Genomic DNA, 3,012 nt, shown 5'->3' on the forward strand with positions numbered 1-3,012 from the left:
CGCCCGCCGCCGGCACCACTGCCGTGACCGCCGCGACCGCCGTCACGGCTGGTGACGATCGCTGAAGCGGTAAACGGCGACACGTAGTTCGGGGCGGGTCCGCAGCACAGGGCAGCGGACCCGCCCCTCGCTTTGGATTCACTGGGATGAGAGGAACGCGAGAGATGGGACCGACCATGCCGACGGACGCGCCGGCTCCGGCCGACGTCGAGCTGCTGGCGGGGCCGACGCCGGCCTCCTCGGCGCTCGTCGAGGCCGGGCCGGAGATGCCGGTCGACGGCCGTGGAGAGGGACGGCTGAACGCGCTGGTCCGGTTCTGGCCGCTGACCCGGGGGGACAGGCGCTGGCTGGCACTGGTCAGCGTGTCGATGGTGGCGACCGGCCTGGCGGAGACCGTGGCCGTGCTGCTCTTCGGGCACCTCACCGACAGCGCCCTGCAGACGGGCGCACTGCGCGCCTATTGGGGGCCGGCCGGGGCCTGGCTGGCCGTCAGCGCCGCCGCGGCGCTCATCGGGTTCGGCGGCAACTGCCTGGGCGCCTGGGTCGGCGAACGCTTCATCCTGCGCCTGCGCGCACGCGTCTTCGCCCATCTGCAGCGCCTCCCCGTCCAGTTCTTCCAGCGCCACCGGGCGGGCGACCTCGTGGAGCGGCTCACCGGTGACGTCACGGCTGTCGAGGAGCTGGCCGTGACCGGCGCGATCGGCATCGCCTCCGCCGTGATCAACGTGGTCCTGTTCGGCGCCGCGCTGGTCTGGCTCCGCTGGGACATGGCCGTGGCCGTGCTCGCGGCCTCGCCCGTGTTCTGGCTGGCCGCGCGCCGCATGACCGACCGGGTCGACGCCGCGGCCCACGCCCAGCGGGCCGCCGACGGCGCGGTGAGCGCGGTGATCGAGGAGTCCCTGCGGGGTGTGACCCTGCGTCGGATGTTCGGCCGGGCGGGGGAGGAGGAGCGGCGTCTCGACGTCGAGGCGGAGCGCTGGCTGCGCTCCACGATGTCCGCGGTGCGCCTGGAGGAGTGCTACCACCAGGTGGTGGTCGTGCTGGAGTCGGTGTGCGTGCTCGGCGTCGTCGGACTGGGCACCTGGGAGGTCGGACACCACCGGCTGACGGTCGGTCAACTGCTCTCCTTCGCAGCTTTCCTCGGCTGCCTCTACCCCCCGCTGCAGTCGCTCGGCCGCACCACGCTGCTCGTCACCTCCGCCGCCGCGGCGGCCGAGCGGGTCGCGGAGATCTGGGACGCTCCGGTCGCCGAGGACGCCCTCGTCGAGGACGACGCCGCCGTGGGCGAGCCGCTCGCCGGGCCGTGCCCGGCCCTGGAGTTCCGTGGTGTCACTCTCCGGCACTCCGGCGCGGGGGACGCGCTGCTGCGCGACGTGACCTTCGCCCTCGACGCCCGGCGGACCGCCGTGGTCTCCGGGCCGAGCGGCGGCGGAAAGTCCACGCTGGCGCGGCTCGCCCTCCGCCTCGTCGAGCCGACGCACGGGCAGGTGCTGCTGAACGGCCGTCGGCTGGACCGGCTCCCCTCGGGGCGCCTGCACGAGGAGATCACCTTCGTGCCGCAGCACACCGACCTGCTTCCGGCCTCGGTCGCCGACAACATCGGCGTGGCCCGCCCCGGCGCGACACGCGCCGAGATCACCGCCGCGGCTCGCGAGGCGGGCTTGCACGACGCGCTGACCGGCCTCCCGCAGGGCTACGACACCGTCCTCGACCCGCAGCAGCCCTGCCTCTCCGACGGGGAGCTGCGCCGGCTCGCCCTCGCCCGCGCCTGCCTGCGCGGGTCGGCGGTCTGGATCCTGGACGAGCCCGTCGCCGGCCTGGACCCGCAGGCGGCCGCCGCGACCCTGGCCGCCCTGCGGCGACGCGCGGCGGACCACACGATGCTGATCATCAGCCATGAACCGGACCGGTACCCCTGGGCGGACTCCCGGCTGTTCCTGCGCGAGGGACGCCTTTCCGGCTGACGACCTCCCTGATCTCGGAGACCACGCCGCCGGGGGGCGTAGGGTCGGCGACGCGGGGGCCATCAAGAGGTGGTGTCGCACGGAAGGTGAGCCGCCGATGAAGACGCGGATGGAGACGCTGACTTTCGACAGCGAGAGCCTGGAGGACACGGAGGCCTTCCTGTCGTCCGCCTACACGCCCATGCGCATCGGGGGCCGCGCGGAGAACACCCGCGCGCGGGTCGAGCGGCGGGCCGTCGGCACGCTGACGGTGGACCGTCTGTCGCTCGGGTACGAGATGGGCTACGACGCCGGGAGCCTCGGCCGGGTGTGCCTGCTCAGCCTGCACAGCGGCACCCTGGTCGACCGCACGTCCGGGCAGGAGGAGGTCTTCGGCCCCGGGGAGACCTTCCTGCTCGCGCAGCCGGACCAGCCCTACCGGGGCGAGGTCCGCTCCGCCGACTACACGGTCATCATGTTCGACCCGGCCGTGCTCGACAAGGTCGCGAACCCCCCGCCCGAGGCGGGTCCGGTCCGCCTCACCGGCGCCCGGCCGATGACGCAGGCCGCGAACCGGCAGCTCGCCGACGTGGTCGCCTACCTGCGCGACGGCCTGCTGGAGAACCCGACCGCGTGGCAGTCCCCGCTGGTGATGTCGAGCGCCGTCCAGCATCTGGCCGCCGCCACGGCCCGCCCCGGGAACGCGGCGGTCCTGGCACGCGCCCGCGGCGCCTTCCGGCGCGGTCAGCCGCGATCAGGCGGCCAAGCCCGGCCCCGCCCCCGGGACTCTGGGCCTGACCGGGCCTGACCGGGCGACCAAGCCGGACTCCGTCTCCCGGGGTCTCCCGGTGCCCCCGGCGGGGCTCGTCGTGCAGGCGTGGTACACCCGGCGGGGATGGCCTGGGGCGGGGCGGGGAAGGCGCGGGGTATGGAGCGGAAGGTGGGCGCAGGCAGCGGTGAGGGCGGCGCTGGGGCGTCGGGGCCGGGGGCGTGCGCGTTCGTGCTCGGCGGGGGCGGGGCGCTGGGGGCGTGCGAGGTGGGCATGCTGCGGGCGCTGCTCGAGGCGGGG

General features: G+C 75.0%; 2 protein-coding genes. Both read left to right on the forward strand.

The window, feature by feature from the left end; translation table 11 throughout:
• Nucleotides 1-164: 164 nt before the first annotated feature.
• On the forward strand, nucleotides 165-1,964 hold the full coding sequence (locus tag TR48_RS02800) for an ABC transporter ATP-binding protein (protein WP_052442353.1): 1,800 nt from the start codon (nucleotides 165-167) through the stop codon (nucleotides 1,962-1,964).
• A gap of 97 nt (nucleotides 1,965-2,061) precedes the next feature.
• Complete coding sequence (locus TR48_RS02805; RefSeq protein ID WP_052442354.1) at nucleotides 2,062-2,751, forward strand: AraC-like ligand-binding domain-containing protein; 690 nt, start codon at nucleotides 2,062-2,064, stop codon at nucleotides 2,749-2,751.
• Nucleotides 2,752-3,012: the final 261 nt, after the last annotated feature.

The organism is Streptacidiphilus neutrinimicus, from assembly GCF_000787815.1.
Taxonomy (GTDB): Bacteria; Actinomycetota; Actinomycetes; order Streptomycetales; family Streptomycetaceae; genus Streptacidiphilus; species Streptacidiphilus neutrinimicus.

Bases quoted from the DNA above. Each gene is read 5' to 3' on its own strand.
- TR48_RS02800 (WP_052442353.1), top strand. From the start codon at position 165: ATGGGACCGACCATGCCGACGGACGCGCCGGCTCCGGCCGACGTCGAG.
- TR48_RS02805 (WP_052442354.1), top strand. From the start codon at position 2,062: ATGAAGACGCGGATGGAGACGCTGACTTTCGACAGCGAGAGCCTGGAG.